This is a genomic window from Bacteroidota bacterium (assembly GCA_018698135.1).
Lineage (GTDB): Bacteria > Bacteroidota > Bacteroidia > CAILMK01 > JAAYUY01 > JABINZ01.
On record JABINZ010000071.1, the window covers coordinates 24,067 to 43,221 of the forward strand.

Here is a 19,155-nt window from a genome sequence, read left to right on the forward strand (position 1 = left end):
ATAAAATTTTTCTGAGCACAATTAAAACACTTAGTTATGAAAACGTTAAAAGTAGTCTCCTTACTAGTCGTCTCTGGAATAATATTAAGTAGTTGCTCAAATACAAAAAACCTTACATCTTATGATGATGTCTATTTTGATGAATCAGAAGTTGTAAGCGAAGTAGTTGTTATTGAGAAAACCAAGGTTATTGTACAAGAAAAAACAATAGTTCAGCAAGAACAGGTCGTTGAAAATGAAAGCAATGGCTACGATCAATATTATGATACAGAAGATTCTGAGTATTATCAGGATGAAAATGGTGATACATACATTACAAATAATTATTATGATAATGTAGATGTATATGATGATTACGATTATTATGACTACGATTACGCTTATACCAAAAGAATAAGAAGATTTCATCGTCCATATGTATCTTTTAGTTACTACGATCCATTCTTTTACGATCCTTATTGGTACAATCCATATTATGGTGGATGGAATAGTAGCTTCTATTGGAACTACGGATACGGATATGCTCATTATGATCCTTTTTATTATGGCTCATATTATCATAACTATGGGTATTATAATCACCACCATCATCATCCCTATTATTATGGACATCATTATAACTATGGATATAACTCCTACTATTGGGGATATAACAACGGTTACAACAATGGCTATTGGGATGGATATTCAAGCAACAATGAATATTATTACAACAATCCAATTGCCTCAGGTAAAACCTATTATGGTCCACGCCAAGGTGTTGGAAGCCATGTGTCTAGCAGGGATGTAAGAACTGAAGATTATTTTGGTTCGAGAAGAGAAAGTGAAGATCCAAATACAAAATCAGATAATTCATTAAGAGGAACTTCATCTACATCAACAGGAGCAACAATGACCGGAAGTGGTAGTTCCTATCCTAGAACGAGTACTCAAAACAGTCCTGATAGAACAAAAGACAATATTAATGAACGAGTGAGTGTTGATAACAAATCAACTGTATCTCCAGCCGGAACATCAACAACAAGCAGAGGTGCAGGTACAACCATTCACAAGGATGTAAGTAAAGGTACTGGAAGTATTAATGATGAAAATAGAAATAGTACAATTGGCACCACAAGTCAGACTGGTTCTTCAAATACAACTACATCAAGTAGAAATGATTTGAATACAAGTACAACAAAAGGAGATGTTAATACCAATACTGGTTCAAGTACAAGGGTAAGTACTGAAAAGAATCCTTCAAGTAATAACTATACACGTCCAGGGAATTCAAGTACAACCACTCCAACAAAATCAAATACATCTACAAGAACTTACACCAGACCTGAAGGAAATAATTCTGGAACCAGTGGTTATAATAGAGGAAGTTCAACTTCAAGTAAAACAAATACTCAAACCACAAAGCCAAGTTCTTCAACGAATAGAACGTATTCAACACCATCAAGAGGAAGTGAGAATAAGTCAAATAACAACAGTTATTCATCTCCAAGCAGAAGTTCAGGAACAAGTACAAGAAGTTCTAGCAGTACACCAAGATCATCTACTTCAACATCAAGAAGTTATTCAAAACCAAGTTCAAGTAGTGGAAGTAGCAACAGAAGTACTGCATCACCAAGTTCTTCAAGCAGCCGTTCATCCTCATCTTCTTCTAAAACATACTCAAGTCCAAGTAAGAGTAGCAGTGGAAGTAGTAGTTCAAGATCTTATTCATCACCAAGCAGAAGCTCCAGTTCAGGATCAAGTGCCAGAAGTTCATCATCCAGCTCACGAAGTTCAAGTTCGTCATCCAGCTCAAAAAGCTCTGGTTCATCATCCAGTTCAAGAAGTAGTTCACCAAACAGAAGATAATTAAATCAAAATATGAAAAAGTTACTGATAGTCCCAGTTTTAATCATGTTGGGAACAATAGGAGTCTTTGGTCAATACGACCTGCAAGTTCTTCAACTTTCACAAAATCTATATCAATCAGATGCCAGAAGTGCAGCTGTTGGTAATGCCATGGGAGCAGTTGGAGCAAATTATTTTTCATCTGTAATCAATCCTGCAGGTTTAGCTTTTTTTAGACGTGGAGAATATTTGATTTCTGCAGCTTTTAATGGAATAAACACAAGTTCATCCTATTTAGGCAATGAAGACAAAACAGTAAGAAACCAGTTGAGCATTCCCAGCATGGGTTTCGTTTTTCCGACTATCAATAGAGTTAATGGCAAAGTTGTTACTGACGGCTGGGTCTCTAATACGTTTGCATTTGGCATTAATCGGACAAATAGTTTTCTGGGTAGAAGTTATTATGCTGGAAAAAATACAAAATCATCAATACTGGATTATTATGTAGAAAGTGCTGAAGGAAGAACTCCATCCCAACTTCCAAATGTTACTTGGTTAGCCTATCAAACATGGCTCATTAATAATCCCAATATGGCTAAATCATATTTTAGTGCTTTAGGAGACTCTGTTTCAAATTATGAAATTGCTCAGAATAAGAGCTCGGCCTCTCACGGTTCTGCATACGATATGAACTTTGCTTATGCAGCTAATTATTCCAACATTATATATTTGGGTGCAAAAGTAGGAATCCCATTTGTCGATTATATTAATTCATTTTCATTTAATGAGAACAACCTCCTTGCAGGAAGTAATTATTTGTCATCTGAATATGAAAGCGAATTGGATGTAAGTGCAGTTGGCTTTAATGCAGGATTAGGAATTATTGTCAAACCACATAAATATATCCGAATTGGTGGAAGCATTATGTCTCCAACTTTTTATCGGGTAACAGAACAGTATTACGAACAAATTACCTCGGAATTAGATACCACGATAACAGATCCTGAATCTATTGAAGGTAAATTTAAATACAATGCAACTACTCCTTTCAAGGCAACTGCTAGTTTAGCTATTATTGCAGGAAAAAGTGGATTTATATCAATTGATTATGAGTATATTGATTATAGTACGGCCATTTTATCCTCCAATGATTATCCATTTACCTATGAAAATAAAAACGTAAATGAGTTTTACAAGGCAGCCAATAATATTCGTATTGGTGGAGAATACAAAATTGGCATATTTGCTCTTCGAGGAGGTTATGCTATCAATCAATCACCGTATGATCCCCAGTATGAGCCAGAGAATGGAGATAGATCTTATACGATTTATTCACTTGGATTGGGATTAAGAGAAAAAGCCTATTATGTTGATTTGGCATGGCAAAGATTTGTTACCAATGAATATGAGATACCTTATATATTAAGTTCTGTTGAAGTAGATCCTGCAACAAAAGATATAAAAGGAACCAATCTGATAATGACTGTAGGATTCAGATTCTAGTAAAATATTGAATACATTCAAACGAAAAATTAAAGGTGTCATTTTTGATTTAGATGGCACCTTAATTAATAGTATAGAGGATATTAAAGATTCCTTAAACCATATACTAAAAACGCACGATCATCCTATAATTACAACAAAAAAGTGCAGTGCACTAGTTGGTCATGGATTGTTTGATTTAGTCAAGCATTCAGTTCCTGAAGAATTTAGAGAAAAGCCTTATTTGGATTTGCTTGTTTCAGAAATGAGAGAAGAATATACCACAAGATGGCTTGATAAAACAGCTCTTTATGATGGTGTAGATGAGATGTTAAACCAACTAAGTAAACGAAAGTATGTGTTTGCTGTATTATCTAACAAAGTTCAAACAAGTACACAAACCTTAGTAAGCCAGTTGTTATCAAACTGGCATTTCAGTGTTGTAGCTGGAGCTATACCCGAAAGGCCACTCAAGCCACATCCTGCTTCCATTCGCTTCGTTCTGGACGAGTTGGGTCTTCAAGCAGATGAAGTGATTTTCGTAGGAGATGGGGATGCTGACGTATTAGCAGCTCAAAGTATTTCTATGAAAGTGATTGCAGTTAGCTGGGGCTATCGAACAAAGCAATCGTTAAGCGCTTTGAGTCCTGATTACATGATCGATCATCCTAATCAAATTCTTGACATTTTACTTTAAACCTGAGTTCGGGATAAGATTTAACGCACAGAAAACTAATGGGGCACCCGCCTGAACGGATTTATTCGGGCAGGTTAGATTTGGCTTAAAATCCTGAAGTTATAGCATGCTATTTCAAGTGATTTTAAGTTCAAAGATGATGTACAATTAGCTTTCCCATTCATGGGTTTCGATGATTAGCCCATATACTTTCTCAAATTTCCTTGCCTCGCCTGAATGACAAAGTCGGGCAGGAATTATCCAGATAGTACTTCGAAAATTGGAGTTGTCTATGAACTAATCATCTGAAACTGTGAGCAAAGCTTATCCCGAACTCAGGTTTTAAGAAGCATATTCGTTTTTAGCTTCAGAGAAGGTCTGACAAAATGACGAGGGAATGCATTTCATTATGCAAAATTGACCAAATAAGCTTTTGGCATATAATGTGATAATTGCCAGATGATAGTAAAATTTATTGTTAAATCTAAAATTAAAAGTCAAATGGCATTAAATATTAAACCATTAGCTGACAGGGTTATAATTGAGGCCGCAAAGGCTGAAGAAACAACCACTTCTGGAATTATTATTCCTGATACAGCCAAAGAAAAACCACAAAAAGGTACAGTTGTCGCAGTAGGTCCTGGTACGAAAGATGAACCAACTACAGTTAAAAATGGTGATGTAGTACTTTATGGAAAGTATGCAGGTACAGAAATTAAAATTGATGGTACTGATTATCTTATTATGAAAGAATCAGATATACTTGCAGTTATCTAATAATTAATAAATAAAAAAAAGAATAGAGATATGGCAAAGAATATTGAATTTGATTCAGCCGCACGAGATCATTTAAAGAAAGGTGTTGATGCATTGGCAAATGCAGTTAAAGTAACATTAGGCCCTAGAGGTAGAAATGTAGTTATCGATAAAAAATTTGGTTCACCTCAAGTAACAAAAGATGGTGTTACAGTGGCTAAAGAAATCGAATTGGCAGACAGTATTGAAAACATGGGTGCTCAAATGATTAAGGAAGTTGCATCCAGAACATCTGATGCTGCTGGTGATGGTACTACCACAGCAACAATTCTTGCTCAGGCCATTATAACCGAGGGATTAAAAAATGTTACTGCAGGTGCTAATCCAATGGATCTTAAGAGAGGAATTGACAAAGCAGTTAAAGCTGTTGTTAAAGAATTAGGAGCAATGTCAAATCCTGTTGGAGACAACAACGAAAAAATTAAGCAAATAGCAACAATTTCTGCAAATAATGATGATGAAATTGGTGGACTGATTGCTCAGGCCATGGCAAAAGTGCAAAACGAAGGTGTTATTACTGTTGAAGAAGCCAAAGGAACAGAAACGTATGTTGATGTTGTAGAAGGTATGCAGTTCGATAGAGGTTATTTATCACCTTATTTTATTACCAATTCAGAAAAAATGGAAACTGAATTGGAAGATCCATATATTTTACTTTATGACAAGAAAATCTCAAACATGAAGGAATTACTTCCTGTTCTTGAGAAAGTTGTTCAAACGGGTAAGCCACTTCTGATTATTGCTGAAGATATCGAAGGTGAAGCATTAGCAACATTAGTAGTAAATAAAATCAGAGGTACATTTAAAGTTGCTGCTGTTAAAGCACCTGGTTTTGGTGATAGAAGAAAAGCAATGCTTGAAGATATTGCCATTCTTGTGGGTGGTACTGTTATTTCTGAAGAAAGAGGTTATAACCTGGATAATGCTGATTTGACCTATCTAGGTACTTGCGAAAAAGTAACCATCGACAAAGACAATACTACAATTGTAAACGGTAAAGGAAAGAAAGAAGATATCGAAGCTAGAATCAGTCAGATTAAAGCTCAGATTGAAACAACAACTTCTGATTATGATAAAGAGAAACTGCAAGAGCGTTTAGCTAAATTAGCTGGTGGTGTTGCTGTACTTTATGTTGGTGCTTCTTCCGAAATCGAAATGAAAGAGAAAAAAGACCGCGTTGACGATGCATTGAATGCAACACGCGCAGCGGTTGAAGAAGGTATCATCCCAGGTGGTGGAGTTGGATATATTCGTGCTCTTCCTGTATTGGATAAAGTGAAATTTGACAACCTCGATGAAAAAACAGGTATTCAGATTATCCGCAAAGCAATCGAAAGTCCGCTCAGAATTATTGTAACCAATGCTGGTAACGATGGTTCTATTGTACTTGAGAAAGTGAAAGAAGGTAAAGGTGATTTTGGATACAATGCCAGAACTGAATCATATGAAAATTTATATGAGACAGGTGTTATTGATCCAACTAAAGTAACCAGAATTGCTTTGGAAAATGCCGCATCAGTTGCTGGTATGGTTTTAACCACAGAATGTGTTATTTCTGATATTCCAGAGGATTCACCTCCAATGCCTCCAATGGATCCAGGAATGGGTGGAGGAATGTACTAGGTAAATTCCTGCTAAATACAAAAGAGACTGTCGCTAAGATTAAAGAGGCAGTCTCTTTTTTTATACGATCAATAGAATTGAAATCAGCGACAAGATTTAAATGAGTAATTTTGCAGCTATTAATAATATGATATGAGTAAACTGCTTGCTATTGTTGGACGACCTAATGTAGGGAAATCAACCTTGTTTAATCGCTTGGTTGAAAGCAGAAAAGCTATTGTTGATGATATTAGTGGAGTAACCAGAGATCGTCAATACGAATACTCTGATTGGTCAGGCAGAGAATTTCTTGTAGTTGATACAGGTGGTTATGTAGAAAATTCAGATGATATTTTTGAAATTGAAATCAGGAAACAAGTCGAATTTGCTGTTGAAGAAGCCGATGTAATTTTGTTTATGGTTGATACCAGTGTGGGGATTACAAGTCAAGATCAAACTTTTGCTGCCTACTTGCGAAAAGTTAAGAAACCCATTGTTATTGTAGCCAATAAAACGGATAATCATGCGCGAATAAACGATACATACGAGTTTTTCTCACTAGGTTTTAAAGAGGTAATTCCTGTTTCATCCATTAATGGATCAGGAACTGGGGAGCTACTTGATAAAGTTGTTGAACTATTTGGAGATGAAGATGAAGTAAGTGAAGCTAACAATGAGGATTTGATGAAAATTGCTGTTATTGGCAAACCTAATGTAGGGAAATCTACTTTTGTGAATGCCTTGTTAGGAGCAGATCGAAATATTGTTTCAACTATTCCTGGAACCACTCGCGATTCTATTCATGCTGATTATAATAAATTTGGTAAACGTTTTACCCTTATCGATACGGCTGGATTAAGAAAGAAGAGTTCCGTGCATGAAGATATTGAGTTTTACTCCGTGATTCGTGCAGTCAAAGCAATTGACGAATCGGATGTTTGTTTTATGCTCATTGATGCACAAGATGGAATTCAAAGTCAGGATCAAAGTATTATGAGCCTGGTTGAGAGAAGAAGAAAGGGTTTAGTTATTTTGTTGAATAAATGGGATTTGGTTGACAAAGAGACCAACACAGCAAAAGATTATGAAACTGCTATTAAAAAGAAGATGGCACCTTTCAACGATGTACCTATTATTACCATATCAGCCTTGACTAAAATGAGAGTCATGAAAGCTCTCGATACAGCATTGGAAGTTTTTGAAAATAGAAAAAGGAAAATATCTACCTCTGAATTAAACAAGGTAATGTTGGAAGCTATAAATGAGTTTCATCCTCCAGCTGTTAAAGGAAAATTTGTTCGAATTAAATATGTAACTCAAATCGCTGCATCATTTCCATTTTTTGCTTTTTTCTGTAATCATCCTCAATATGTTAAAGATGCATACAGACGTTATTTAGAGAATAAGTTAAGGGAAAAGTTTAGTTTTAATGGTGTTCCTATCAGAATATCATTTCGAAAAAAATAATAATTTGTTCTTCCATTTTAACGTACTTTGTAATCACTTATTTAATAATAAATTAAAATTATTTTTATGAAAAAACTTTTTGCAATGCTTATTATCATGAGCATGATTTTCTTTGCTGCATGTAATTCTGAACAAACTGAAAGTACAAATGCACAGGAAGCAGAAGATATTGAACAAGCAGTTGAAGAAGCCATGAGAGGAGAAATCGAAGAAGAAGTGGCGGAAGAAGTGGTCGTTGAAGATGAAGTAAATGAAGTGCCCAGTGAAGATGTAAGTTCTGAATAAGACATAAAAAAAGCCCTCTGAAATAATATTCTGAGGGCTTTTTCTTTATTTGAATTTGTGCTCTTATCTTAGAAAATATATATAACCAACATATACACCCATTCCTGTATTTTTCAAATCTACTTTTGTTCTTCTTTCAACCATAGCAAATTTGTTTCCTGCAATAGTTAAGTCTCCAGTAGTTGATGGTGAAAACTCATATTCAACATCATTGAAATAGGTTTTGTCGATTGATAATATTCCTACAGAGTATCTAGCATCAATTGTAAACTTTGAATTCTCTGAAATTTCTAAACTAAAACCAATACCTGCTGTTATTCCAGCATCAAAAGAACTCAGGCCAGAAATAGATGGCTTATCTTTTGGAATGTAATTAAGAAATAAAGCTTCTGGAAAAGATGTATCGACTCGAGTTATTGTAACATCCTGACCAATGAAAAATGAAGTGGTATCATAATTCGCTTCAACACCAGCTGTTGTGTTATTATAGATAGTTACATCTTGTTTCCATACAGTGGTTAGCTTGTTAGATGATCCAAAGCGGTATCCCATATAGGGGCCTAGAAAAATATCTAAATCGAGTTTGCCCGTTTTTCTGTCATATGGGAAAACGCCTCCTTTAAAGGAAAATGATTTCTTAAACAAAATGGGAACTTCAATATAAGATAAGGTAAGGGAGTTATCGTATTTCTTGGTATCCAATATTGTAACAGGTGTGGTATCACTTTCAAATGAATGAACTGTTTTTTGATGTGTAAATAGTTGATGAACACCTTTGTTTACATACAGAAATTCTCCTTGTATGCTAAAATCAATTTTCATTTTATATCCTAAGATTGCTCCTCCTGAAGGACTCTTGAGGGAATTGATTCCACCATAGGTATCTCCAGATAGTTTGTATCCGGTATAACCACCTTTAAACCCATAAAATAATTGTGCTTGTGAGCTCAAGGCAATTCCGAGAACAAACAAAGAAACGAATAAAAGAATTTTACCAAATTTCATAAATCTGTTTTTTGTGTATTTGATCTTAATTAGAAATTGCGTGAATGTTTTTTAGCTTCACCAACTGAAACCATTGCGCAGCGGAAACCGAGAACCGGTAAATTCTGCTCTTCATCCAAATATCTTCTGGTACCAGGGTTTTGCCAGTAGGCACGATCCCACCATGATCCACCTTTGTATACGCGGGCTTTATTGTTTACCAATGAAGAAATACCATAATCATACATTTGAGCACCTGCTTCGTAATTCGCTTCATCCAAATAACCAATGTTATCGGCATCGCGGTAATTTCTTCTATCAATATTTTCTTCAAGGGTTACATCTCTGTAAATAATACGTCCTAAACTATCTTTTTCAAGAAGGTATCCGTCTTCATCTTTAGCAGGTACTTGAAAAACATTTCCTCTCATAGGATCTAAGTCAACAATATCTTCAAGTGAAAGAGGTCTGTAAATATCCTGAACCCATTCGCTAACGTTACCAGCCATGTTATATAAGCCATAATCGTTAGGCCAATAGGAGCGAACTGCTGCTGTTCTTGATTCTGCATCATTAAGTTCACTTGCAGTACCCATCAAGTCACCCTTTCCTCTACGCATGTTAATGAGAATTTTTCCTCTATATTTTGTATCCGTTTTTCTTAATGAATGTCCGGCCCATGCATATTGTCTACGGGTATTAACATTTTCAAATAAAGCATCACCAATTTGTGCCAATGCTGCATATTCCCATTCAGCCTCAGTTGGTAAACGATAAGCTGGTAATAAAATACCATCTTCCATTTTAACTCTTCTTTCTTTTGCAGTTGTACTATAGCTCTTTACTTTCTTTTTAACCAAGCCTTCGTATTGGCCAGCCAAATAAGCTTCTGAATTAAAATTGTCTTCATTGATCTGATCTGGATTAGGCTTAAGGAAACCTTCTCTAATCATAATCATTTCATTCACACGATCAGTTCTCCAAGCAGCAAAACCAGATGCCTGAATCCAATTAACGCCAACAACAGGATAGTCATTATAATTTGGATGTCTGAAATAATACATGACCATTGGCTCATTGAAAGCTAATTTGTTTCTCCATGTATTGGTATCAGGTAAAGCTTGCTCGTATACTTCAGGATAATCGACAAATACACGAAGCAACCAATAGCAATATTCGCGGTAATCAATATTCATTACTTCGGTTTCATCCATAAAGAATGACGATACAGTTACTCTACGTGTATATGCATTGTTATCATAGGTTACATCGCCTTCGACTTGTCCCATGGTAAAGGTACCACCTTGTATAAATACTAAATTAGGTCCGGTTTCCTGACCTTTATATTCATGCTTTTCGAATCCACCCCATTTCACATCATTATATTTCCAGCCGGTGGTACTGGATCTTTCTTTAGAGCAGGAGCCTAAAATAAGTATTGTAAGGCTTGCTAAAAATAGTAATTGAAATATCTTTTTCATGATGCAGATTTTACTTTTTATAGTTACGTAACGCAAAATTATATCAAAAAATTATAATACTATCAGAATCCGGGGCAAATTAATTTAATCCATTTCTTCTGTGGAGGACTTTTGTAGGTCTTGAATTCAATAGAAATTGAAATTTCATGACTGCTGATTGAACCAATCCGAACATCTGTATTGGTTAAATCGTAGCTATATCCAATTTTAAATGGATCCTTTTTTAAACCGATCAATGCCATAAAACCTTCTGTTCCAACAGATGTGTGTCTATACCAAACACCGGCAATCAAGAAATCCTTTATATAATAAGCGCCTATATTAAACTGAGCGAAATTGTGTTGTTGCATAAACAAAACATTGGGTGAAAAATAATGTTTTGGTTTACGTTCATTATCCAAAGGTAGTTGCATGCCCAAATGTGCTGTAAATTTCCTTGGGATGATGCTTTGATTACTTTCGTAAAAAGATAAATTTGGTTGATTGATGTGATGCATTGCAACACCTACATAAAATTTTTCAGTAAAGCCAACTAAACCAGCTGAAAAATCAGTGACCAATTTAGATTTATAAAACCCATTATCAGGATAAGGTTCTGCAGTACCATTTACAAAACCTGCACGTGGTTCTATCATATCAAACCAGGAAAGGCGGGAGAAGTCAATGCTTTTTTGCATAAACTGTGCTTGAAGCCCGGCTTTGATGGCAAACTTTCTTGAAACAGCAAGGTGATATGAGTACATAAAACTTCCTGAAGTAGTCGATAAATCTCCTTCACCTGCTTTGTCATACATAACCTGAAAACCTAAACCTCCTGCAATTTCTTCGTAAAATCCGTCATAAGATGCTGCATATGTAACATAAGCTCCTGAAATATTGGGCCATTGATTGCGATAATTGGAAATGACACGGTGTTGCATGGCAGATCCAGCCATGGCAGGATTTAAAAATAAGGGATTTGCGTAGAATTGGGTAAAATGAGGGTCTTGTCCATAGGAATGGTATAATCCTTGAATTAGTAGTAAAATTGCAAATAAAAGCTTTCTCATATAACTTTCACTTAGGACTTATTTTGAGCCACAATTTTAACGAATTAATTTCGTTTAATGAATAAAAATAATAAATGATGAACCAACCGATTGATATTTATAAAAAACGGACAATTATATCTATTATTATAATACTTTTTTTATCAACAGCTAATATACAAGGATTTTCACAAGAAATAGCAATTAATAAAAGGATTAATTGGCAAGAAATTTCCAAATATAATGAGAGGACTGGTATGCAGCAGCTTGTTCAAAGCTTTGAGAGTGCCTATTATCCTGATGCAGAGAGTAATATGCCCTATATTTTTGAGTCAATTCCGCTTAATTTGGATGGAATTATACAGGTTGAGATTACAAATATTGTTACAGAACAGATAAATAAAAGCCCTTATATTAATTTCGATATTAAACAGGATTTTCAGATAAATTCTTCTAAATCTTATGCCGCTAAAGAAGTATTTGCTGATATTTTGATATTTCCTTTCCGATTGGCGGAAGAAACAAATCAGCTTGAACGTTTAATTAGTTTTACATTGAATGTTTCCAGTAGTCCTGCTATTGATAAAACTGTGGTTAGTAAAAGAGCAACAACAAATTCAGTTTTATCAAGTGGTAGTTGGTATAAAGTAAAAGTTACAGAATCAGGTGTTTATCGCATTGGTTATGATATGCTGAAAGATATGGGCATTGATGTAAATTCAATTAATCCCAAGAACATTCGAATTTTTGGCAATGGAGGAGGCATGCTTCCTCAACCAAATTTTGTTGAGCGTCCTGATGATTTGCAGGAAAATGCAATTTATGTTGCTGGTCAGGCCGATAATTCTTTTGATAAATCAGATTACATTTTGTTTTATGCACAAGGGCCTCATCCATGGGTGTACAATGATGTAAAGGAAATGTTTCTGCACCAATACAATTACTATAGCGATTTTGCCTATTATTTTATCACCGTTGGAAACGAAGCAGGAAATCGTGTGCAAAATCAAGCCAGCCTTACTCAAGCTGCTAATTATACCAGTACTACTTACCAGTATCGTGCTTTTTATGAAAAAAACATGCGAACAGAAGTAACCGATTATGTTAAATCTGGTCGCGATTGGTTTGCAGATGAATTCAGTTTAACAACACAGAAATCTTTTCCTTTTAATATCCCTACAATAAATAAGTCCTATCCGGTTAAGTTTGTTTCCAGTTTAGCAGGAAGATCATCATCCTTTAATAGTTTTGAATTAGTGGTTGATGGGAATAACTATACACAATCTTTTAATAAAACAATTACATCTGATTATTTAGCTCAATATTGTAATGTAAATACACAAACCAATGATTTCATCCCGAAAAGTGGTGACCTCAATTTTTCCTATACGTATTTGAAGCCCAACAGTAATTCCATGGGGTGGATGAATTATATTGTTTTAAATGCCACATCCAATTTAGTATTGAATTCAGGTCAGATGAAATTCAGGGATATTGAATCAATTAATTTTAACGTTACAGAATATCGTATTTCATCTACACTAAGCAATATGACTATTTGGAATGTAGCCGACATTCAAAATCCAAAAGAGATTCTAGCACAAAAACAATCCGGTTATTTTTATTTCCGATCAATTGATACAGCCTTAACTGAATATGTAGCTTTTGAACATGCAAATGCCAAAGTGCCTATTTTTGTTGAGAAAATAGATAATCAAAACCTGCATGCGATTCATGATGTTGAATTAATAATTATTACCCACCCCAAATATATTGATGCAGCTAATAAATTAGCAGAATATCGGAGAAATAAAGATGGCTATACAGTTGAAGTTGTAAAAATTGGAGCTGTATATAATGAGTTTTGCTCAGGAGCTCAGGATATAACTGCGATCCGTGATTTTGTGAAACATGTATATGATCAGGAAAATGCCCCTGGAAAGGAATTAAAATATTTATTGCTGATAGGTGATGCCTCATACGATTTTAAGGATGTACTAACAGGAAACACAAATGACATTCCGACTTACCAATCCTTTGAAATATACTCACCAATATATTCCTATGCTTCGGATGATTATTACGGATTTTTGGACGAAAACGAAGGAGATTGGGATGATGATTCAGCAACCCGATATCATAAATTAGATATTGGAATTGGTCGATTGCCTGTGAATTCTGCCAGTCAAGCTATGGATGTGGTTGACAAAATTATTAATTATACAGAAAAACCATCCTTTGGCGATTGGCGTAACATTGTTGCATTTGTGTCTGATGATGTGGACGATAGCGGATTAAATGCTCATTTCGAACAATCAGAAGTATTAACTGGCCTCATCTCATACAAAAGCAAACTATTAAATCCACAAAAAATATACATGGATGCATACGAGCAAGTAGCGTCTGCCAATGGTCATAAATATCCAGAAGCAACAAAAGCCATAAACAATAGAATGAATAGTGGAGCGCTAATCATTAATTATATTGGACATGGTGGAGAAGTAGGTTGGGCACATGAAAGAGTTCTTGAAGTGGCTGACATTAAGTCTTGGGATAATTTCGATAAGTTGCCTGTGTTTGTAACAGCAACATGTGAATTCAGTCGTTATGATGATCCAGAGCGTGTTTCAGCCGGAGAGTTGGTTTTACTAAATCCAAATGGAGGAGGTGTAGCCTTACTGACAACTTCACGTGTAGTATGGGTACATGCAAATAATGACTTGACCAATAAACTTTATGATAGTAATATTTTTGATTTGAAGGATAATAAACATAAAACTCTGGGTCAAATAATTGTAATGACAAAGAATCGGGCAACTTTTCACGAAAATACACGAAAGTTTATTTTGCTTGGTGATCCCTCTATGAAGTTGGCTTTACCTGACAATCAGGTTGTGGCTACTTCCGTTCCTGATACTTTAAAAGCTTTTCAATTGGTTGAAATAAAAGGTGAAGTCAGGGATTATCTGGGTGGTAAGATGTCTGGTTTTAATGGAACAGTATATCCAACTATTTTCGATAAACAGAGCAAGCTTAGAACATTAGATAATGACAATACAGGCAAAGCACGTGATTTTAATTTAAGAAAAAACATCATTTATAAAGGAAAAGCTTCTGTTGTTAATGGCGATTTTTCATTCCAATTTGTTGTACCTAAAGATATTTCCTATTTCAATGGTCAGGGAAAAATAAGTTTTTATGCTTGCAACGACACAATAGAAGCAAGTGGTTATTACGACAATATTGTTGTTGGAGGTACGGCTGATACTATTAATTACGATACATTAGGGCCAATGATAGAATTATATATTGGTGACACCAATTTTGTATCAGGCGGCTTGACCAATGAAAATCCGATATTATTAGCACGTGTTTATGATGAAAGTGGAATTAATACAGTAGGAAATGGGATAGGACACGAAATAATTGCTTTCCTGGATGATGATAATCCAACCGTATTGAATGATTACTACCAATCCTATCTAAACAGTTATCAGGCAGGTGAAATAAATTATCAATTTTTTAATCTCACAGAAGGCTTGCATAGTCTGGTGCTTAAAGTATGGGATATTCAAAATAATTCAGCAACAGCCAGTATTGATTTTGTGGTCACCTTTGGAGATCAGTTATTGATAGAAGATTTGTTCAATTACCCAAATCCGTTTTCCAGATCAACTACATTTTCGTTTGAACATAATCAGGCTGAAACAGATATACATTATAGTTTAGGGATTTATAGTTTGCAGGGAAATTTGATCAAAATGATTGAAGATGATTTGTTTACTTTTGGAAATCGGGAAACAAGTATTAGCTGGTCTCCTTATGATGACTATGGAAATTCTATTGAGGCTGGTATTTATTTATATAGGCTAATAATTACTACTCCTGAAGGAGAATCTGCCCAAAAATCGGGTAGACTTATTTATGTACATTAGATAATAATTTAACAATTGATTCGTTTTACTATTTTTGTAGATCAATCTGAACGAGAAAATATGAAAAATATCAAAGGATTAAGTTTCCTTTCCTTGGTTGCACTGTTAAGTTTGCTTCCTTCTACTTTATCTGCCCAGTTTACTTTCGATGGCAGAAGAAATGTTGTAACTACAGCAGTTCCTTTTTTAATGATTACTCCGGATTCACGTTCAGGAGCACTCGGAGATGCAGGAGTTGCACTACCCATGGATGCCAATGCAATTCATTGGAATCCGGCTAAGCTGGCATTTGCAGAAGAAAATATGGGACTTACCTTATCCTATGTTCCTTGGTTAAAAGCGTTGGTGCCTGACATTAATTTATCCTATTTATCAGGTTATTCTCGCATTGATGAAAAATCAGCCTTTGGTGCTTCACTTAGGTATTTTTCCTTGGGTGATATTACTTTTACAAATGATTATGGTGAGTTTTTAGGCGATTTTCGACCTTATGAATTGGCTGTTGATGGAGCTTATGCACGAAAACTTTCTGAAACATTTTCTTTGGGTTTAGCCTTGCGTTTAATTTATTCTAATTTGGCAGGAAATACTCCTTTATCAAATGGAACAGAAACTAAACCAGGTGTTGCTTTTGCAGGTGATATATCCGCATATTGGAAACCAGAACCTGTTAAGTTAGACGGAAAACAACTGGATATAGCTCTTGGCGGAAATATTTCAAATCTTGGTTCCCGAATTACTTATACAGTGGAAACTGACAGAGATTTTATTCCAATGAATTTACGGGTTGGTGCTTATTTTAATTATCACATTGATGAATACAATGAATTTGCTTTCACTTTCGATTTGAATAAATTATTGGTACCTACTTCTCCAATTTATGATCCAGATAGTTTTGTTAATGGAGAATTCCTCATTCTTTGGGGGAAAAATCCTGACGTTCCAGTTATGCAAGGTCTCTTCCAATCCTTTAGTGATGCACCAGGTGGATTTAAAGAAGAAATGAGAGAGATTAATCCTGCTTTTGGTATTGAGTACTGGTATGATAGAATGGTGGCAGCACGAGCTGGTTATTTTTATGAGCACGAAACAAAAGGTAATCGACAATATTTAACGTTGGGTATTGGTTTAAAGTATAATATTCTAAACCTGGATGTTTCTTATATTCTGCCAACGGGTAAGAAAACAGCAAGTGAAACCAGTCCTTTACAGAATACGGTTCGTTTTTCATTACTGTTTAATTTAGGAACAGGGAAGTAAATTTCTTATTAAAAGACACAAAACGTAAGTGAAAGCTTGCGTTTTTTTTTGGTTAAACTGAAGGTATTAGTGCTATTTGATTTTCTTAGGGTGTGTTTATGAGAAGTTTAACCTAAACTCAAACCATAATACAAATGGTCGCATATTTCTCCTTCAAAATTGAGGATAGAAGGCATTCGTCCCCATTCCTTAAAGTTAAATTTTGTAAGCAACTTAATGCTTGCTGCATTTTTATCTAGCAATATGGCAATTAGGTGTTTCTTGTTATGGGATGGAGCAATCTGCAGAATGAATTCCATCATGTGTGTTCCCAGCTTTTGCCCATGAAAATCAGACTTAATGAAATAACTTACTTCGGCTACCTGAGCAAGTGCCCTTTTTTGAGGTCGATAAGCGCTAAACGAAAACCAGCCAATAATCTCATCTTTCAATAAACAAACATAAATTGGGTAATCCTTTGGATGGTGGTGATCAAACCAGATTTTTCTACGACTCATGTCCCATTCGTCCAAATCTGCAACCGAGCATCTTGAAGGAACAGATTGGTTGTAAATGCAATTGATATCTTTAAGATCTACTGTTTGTGCAAGTCTGAATGATAAATTTGAGAATTGCATATTGACATTTTAATTATCTTGTAAAAACGGATTAAACCTCTTTTCTAAGCCAATTGACGTTTCTTCTCCATGTCCGGAATATACTTTGGTATCATCGGGCAATACAAAGAGTTTTGTTTTAATACTTTGAATTAATGTGTCATAATCTCCTCCGGGTAAATCGGTTCGGCCAATGCTTCCCTGAAATAATACATCGCCACAAATAGCAAACTTTTCCTGATCAGCATATAAACAAATATGGCCTTTTGTGTGCCCGGGTGTTAATAGTATTTTAAGCTTTGAGCTGCCAAAGTCAATTGTATCTCCCTCCATCAAAAACACATCAATATCGGGTGAATTAGGTTCGGGAAGCCCATACATCATAGCTGTTTGACTTGATGAGTCAATATTATATTGATCTTCTGCATGAGCATGAAGTTTAACCTGATACGTGTCACAAATAAAACGATTTCCTAAAATGTGATCAATATGGCAATGTGTGTTGACGAGTTTAACGACTTTCAACTGTTCATTTTCTATGAATGATTGAAGCATTTGTTTTTCTTCATCGGTAGAATAGCCAGGATCAATTACAATACATTCTTTGGTTTCATCATAGGCCACAAGTGAATTTACGCCAAAGGGATTTACTGCAAATTTTTTAATATGAATCATTTATTTGTCTGTTTTGTCCTGAAAAAAGCTAAGGATACTTTGGCCGTACTTTCTTTTCTCTTTAAAAAAAGCATGATCACTAAAGTTTATTTGTTCAGCATGTTCAATAATCAGCATGCCACTTTTATTTAATTGATTTTTGCCAAAAACAAGATCAATCATTTCGTGGTATTGGGTGTAATTATAAGGAGGATCCGCAAAAATGATATCGAAAGTTTTAGCGCTTCTTTTCAAATATTTCAGACAGTCTTCGCGAAAAGTCTTGATTTGTTTAAGTCCATGTCGGATGCTTTCAGAGCGAATAAACCCAACACATTTTGAAAATTTATCTACTGCAACAACGTCTTTTGATCCACGAGAAGCAAATTCAAAAGAAATTGCACCACTTCCTGCAAATAAATCCAATACACTAATTTTATCAAAATAGACTTGATTTTCGAGAATATTGAATAAACTTTCCTTGCAAAAATCAGTTGTTGGACGAATTGGTAATCCAGATGGTGGATGGATAACAATTCCTTTTTTACTACCAGATATTATACGCATGATGCTAATGAAAATAATTTGAAATAAGGGTGCATTGACTGCTCTTCAAAAATAGAATCGTACTTGTAATTTTCTGGCTTTCGCAAGAAAAACGGATAACGGATGTATTTGAATAGCAATTCGTAAAGAGCCGAATTTCGGTCAATTAATCCACTAAAGTGGTAGTTATCTTTTTGTGTGTTAAATTCAAAGTGTTCGCTGATATTCAGTAAATGATACAAGATATCTTCTTCCTTTTTGAAAGGATAAGAGTTAAACAATAAAAACTTTTTATTCTTAATCAGAAAAACACTGAAAAACTTTTCTGAGATATCAATAAACATATCGTTTGAGTCAGCATAATATGTTTTGGCCAATAAAGCATTCAAAAGGGCAGTGCTAGCATGGATACTGATATCGGGCTGGAATAAGGCTGCTATTTTTTGGTATTCTTTTCCTCTGCTATAAACGAGATAGGAATCTGCTTTTGTTATTTGATCCCACTTACAATCTTCA

General features: G+C 34.9%; 16 protein-coding genes. 9 read left to right on the top strand and 7 right to left on the bottom strand.

What is annotated here, in order from left to right; genetic code table 11:
* The first annotated feature begins 36 nt into the window (after nt 1–36).
* The 7 genes from HOG71_04195 (at nt 37) to HOG71_04225 (ending at nt 8,155) form a co-directional block, all read left to right on the top strand.
* On the top strand, nt 37–1,848 hold the full coding sequence (locus tag HOG71_04195; GenBank protein MBT5990033.1) for a hypothetical protein: 1,812 nt from the start codon (nt 37–39) through the stop codon (nt 1,846–1,848).
* A gap of 12 nt (nt 1,849–1,860) precedes the next feature.
* On the top strand, nt 1,861–3,330 hold the full coding sequence (locus HOG71_04200) for a hypothetical protein (GenBank protein MBT5990034.1): 1,470 nt from the start codon (nt 1,861–1,863) through the stop codon (nt 3,328–3,330).
* A gap of 7 nt (nt 3,331–3,337) precedes the next feature.
* Nucleotides 3,338–4,006, top strand: coding sequence for an HAD family hydrolase (locus HOG71_04205; GenBank protein ID MBT5990035.1), 669 nt, complete (start codon nt 3,338–3,340; stop codon nt 4,004–4,006).
* A gap of 480 nt (nt 4,007–4,486) precedes the next feature.
* Complete coding sequence (locus HOG71_04210) at nt 4,487–4,762, top strand: co-chaperone GroES (protein ID MBT5990036.1); 276 nt, start codon at nt 4,487–4,489, stop codon at nt 4,760–4,762.
* 30 nt (nt 4,763–4,792) lie between these two features.
* Entirely contained in the window at nt 4,793–6,424 is a 1,632-nt protein-coding gene (gene groL / locus HOG71_04215) for a chaperonin GroEL (protein MBT5990037.1), read from the top strand.
* 132 nt (nt 6,425–6,556) lie between these two features.
* Nucleotides 6,557–7,870 (top strand): ribosome biogenesis GTPase Der, encoded by a 1,314-nt coding sequence (gene der, locus HOG71_04220; protein MBT5990038.1) that lies wholly within the window; start codon nt 6,557–6,559, stop codon nt 7,868–7,870.
* 66 nt (nt 7,871–7,936) lie between these two features.
* Nucleotides 7,937–8,155, top strand: coding sequence for a hypothetical protein (locus tag HOG71_04225; protein ID MBT5990039.1), 219 nt, complete (start codon nt 7,937–7,939; stop codon nt 8,153–8,155).
* 63 nt (nt 8,156–8,218) lie between these two features.
* On the opposite strand, the gene HOG71_04230 is transcribed toward HOG71_04225, so the two are convergent.
* The 3 genes from HOG71_04230 to HOG71_04240 all read right to left on the bottom strand — a co-directional run bounded on the left by HOG71_04230 (nt 8,219) and on the right by HOG71_04240 (nt 11,669).
* Nucleotides 8,219–9,160, bottom strand: coding sequence for a PorT family protein (locus tag HOG71_04230; GenBank protein MBT5990040.1), 942 nt, complete (start codon nt 9,158–9,160; stop codon nt 8,219–8,221).
* Between the two features lie 29 nt (nt 9,161–9,189).
* On the bottom strand, nt 9,190–10,620 hold the full coding sequence (locus tag HOG71_04235) for an SUMF1/EgtB/PvdO family nonheme iron enzyme (GenBank protein ID MBT5990041.1): 1,431 nt from the start codon (nt 10,618–10,620) through the stop codon (nt 9,190–9,192).
* Nucleotides 10,621–10,682: 62 nt separating this feature from the next.
* Nucleotides 10,683–11,669, bottom strand: coding sequence for a type IX secretion system membrane protein PorP/SprF (locus HOG71_04240; GenBank protein MBT5990042.1), 987 nt, complete (start codon nt 11,667–11,669; stop codon nt 10,683–10,685).
* A 77-nt stretch (nt 11,670–11,746) separates the two neighbouring features.
* Here HOG71_04240 and porU point away from each other — a divergent pair, with 77 nt between their 5' ends.
* Entirely contained in the window at nt 11,747–15,583 is a 3,837-nt protein-coding gene (porU, locus tag HOG71_04245; protein MBT5990043.1) for a type IX secretion system sortase PorU, read from the top strand.
* 60 nt (nt 15,584–15,643) lie between these two features.
* Nucleotides 15,644–16,843 carry a type IX secretion system outer membrane channel protein PorV gene (gene porV, locus HOG71_04250; GenBank protein MBT5990044.1) on the top strand — a complete coding sequence of 400 codons (1,200 nt, stop codon included), beginning with the start codon at nt 15,644–15,646 and terminating at the stop codon, nt 16,841–16,843.
* A gap of 107 nt (nt 16,844–16,950) precedes the next feature.
* Here porV and HOG71_04255 read toward each other — a convergent pair whose 3' ends face one another.
* The 4 genes from HOG71_04255 to HOG71_04270 all read right to left on the bottom strand — a co-directional run.
* Entirely contained in the window at nt 16,951–17,460 is a 510-nt protein-coding gene (locus tag HOG71_04255) for a GNAT family N-acetyltransferase (protein ID MBT5990045.1), read from the bottom strand.
* A gap of 9 nt (nt 17,461–17,469) precedes the next feature.
* Nucleotides 17,470–18,114, bottom strand: coding sequence for an MBL fold metallo-hydrolase (locus HOG71_04260; protein MBT5990046.1), 645 nt, complete (start codon nt 18,112–18,114; stop codon nt 17,470–17,472).
* Nucleotides 18,115–18,660, bottom strand: a complete 546-nt coding sequence (locus HOG71_04265; GenBank protein MBT5990047.1) for a methyltransferase domain-containing protein — start codon at nt 18,658–18,660, stop codon at nt 18,115–18,117.
* Nucleotides 18,651–19,155, bottom strand: a 505-nt coding sequence (locus HOG71_04270; protein ID MBT5990048.1) for a DUF3822 family protein, incomplete at its 5' end; no start/stop codon positions are given. The genes HOG71_04265 and HOG71_04270, both read right to left, overlap by 10 nt.

What these genes read in the sequence shown, in the direction of transcription:
- HOG71_04195 (MBT5990033.1), top strand. Translation starts at nt 37, where the DNA reads ATGAAAACGTTAAAAGTAGTCTCCTTACTAGTCGTCTCTGGAATAATA.
- HOG71_04200 (MBT5990034.1), top strand. Translation starts at nt 1,861, where the DNA reads ATGAAAAAGTTACTGATAGTCCCAGTTTTAATCATGTTGGGAACAATA.
- HOG71_04210 (MBT5990036.1), top strand. Translation starts at nt 4,487, where the DNA reads ATGGCATTAAATATTAAACCATTAGCTGACAGGGTTATAATTGAGGCC.
- groL (MBT5990037.1), top strand. Translation starts at nt 4,793, where the DNA reads ATGGCAAAGAATATTGAATTTGATTCAGCCGCACGAGATCATTTAAAG.
- der (MBT5990038.1), top strand. Translation starts at nt 6,557, where the DNA reads ATGAGTAAACTGCTTGCTATTGTTGGACGACCTAATGTAGGGAAATCA.
- HOG71_04225 (MBT5990039.1), top strand. Translation starts at nt 7,937, where the DNA reads ATGAAAAAACTTTTTGCAATGCTTATTATCATGAGCATGATTTTCTTT.
- HOG71_04230 (MBT5990040.1), bottom strand. Translation starts at nt 9,160, where the DNA reads ATGAAATTTGGTAAAATTCTTTTATTCGTTTCTTTGTTTGTTCTCGGA.
- HOG71_04235 (MBT5990041.1), bottom strand. Translation starts at nt 10,620, where the DNA reads ATGAAAAAGATATTTCAATTACTATTTTTAGCAAGCCTTACAATACTT.
- HOG71_04240 (MBT5990042.1), bottom strand. Translation starts at nt 11,669, where the DNA reads ATGAGAAAGCTTTTATTTGCAATTTTACTACTAATTCAAGGATTATAC.
- porU (MBT5990043.1), top strand. Translation starts at nt 11,747, where the DNA reads ATGAACCAACCGATTGATATTTATAAAAAACGGACAATTATATCTATT.
- porV (MBT5990044.1), top strand. Translation starts at nt 15,644, where the DNA reads ATGAAAAATATCAAAGGATTAAGTTTCCTTTCCTTGGTTGCACTGTTA.
- HOG71_04255 (MBT5990045.1), bottom strand. Translation starts at nt 17,460, where the DNA reads ATGCAATTCTCAAATTTATCATTCAGACTTGCACAAACAGTAGATCTT.
- HOG71_04260 (MBT5990046.1), bottom strand. Translation starts at nt 18,114, where the DNA reads ATGATTCATATTAAAAAATTTGCAGTAAATCCCTTTGGCGTAAATTCA.
- HOG71_04265 (MBT5990047.1), bottom strand. Translation starts at nt 18,660, where the DNA reads ATGCGTATAATATCTGGTAGTAAAAAAGGAATTGTTATCCATCCACCA.